Here is a 972-nt window from a genome sequence, read left to right as displayed (position 1 = left end):
GGCCACGGCGAGCACGCCGTCGTCGCCGGGCAGCGCCTCGGCGGCCAGCGCGGTCAGCACGCTGCGCGGGCCGATCTCCAGGAACGTGTCCGCGCCGGCCGCCCGCAGTGCCGTCACGCCGTCGGCGTAGCGGACGGCCTCGCGGACGTGCCGCACCCAGTAGTCCGGGGTCCGCAGGTCGTCGCCGTCGGCCGGCGCGCCGGTCAGGTTGGACACCACCGGCAGTGTCGGGGCGTGGAAGGTGAGCTTCGCCAGCACCGCGCGGAAGCGATCAAGCATCGGGTCCATCAGCGGGCTGTGGAACGCGTGCGACACGGTCAGCCGCCGCACCCGTACGCCCCGGTCGGTCCACCGCCGGGCCAGCTCGTCCAGCGCGTCGGCGGCGCCGGAGACCACCACCGACGAGGGCCCGTTGACCGCCGCGACGCCCACCCGGTCGGCGTGGTCGTCCAGGTCGGCGTGGACGTCCGCCTCGGTGGCGGCCACCGCGAGCATGCCACCGCCGTCGGGCAGCGCCTGCATGAGCGCGCCGCGCGCGGCCACCAGCAGGCAGGCGTGTTCCAGCGACAGCACGCCGGCGACGTGTGCGGCGGCGACCTCGCCGATGGAGTGGCCGCCGACCAGGTCGGGGGTGACGCCGAACGACTCGACCAGCCGGAACAGCGCCACCTCGACCGCGAACAACCCCGCCTGGGTGAAGACGGTGCGGTCCAGCAGCGCGGCGTCGTCGGTGCCCGCGGCGGCGAACAGCACCTCCTTCAGCGGGCGCGGCAGCGCCCGGTCCAGGTGCCCGCACACCTCGTCCAACGCCGACGCGAACACCGGGAACGCCGCGTACAGCTCCCGGCCCATGCCGGCGCGTTGCGCGCCCTGCCCGGAGAAGAGCACGGCGAGCTGGCCGCGCGGCGTACCGCTGCCGGTGACGACCGTGCCGTCCGGCTCGCCGGCGGCGAGCGCGCGCAGCCCGGTCAC

Annotated in this window: 1 protein-coding gene; it reads right to left on the bottom strand. The window is 76.2% G+C overall.

What is annotated here, in order from left to right:
• Positions 1-972 (bottom strand): acyltransferase domain-containing protein (locus HUW36_RS33470; protein WP_174531655.1); only part of this gene is annotated, 972 nt, incomplete at both ends.

This window comes from Micromonospora maritima, from assembly GCF_902825405.1.
Classification (GTDB): domain Bacteria; phylum Actinomycetota; class Actinomycetes; order Mycobacteriales; family Micromonosporaceae; genus Micromonospora; species Micromonospora maritima.
Note: the sequence above shows the minus strand (reverse complement) of the source record. Positions and strands in the feature narration are given on the sequence as shown.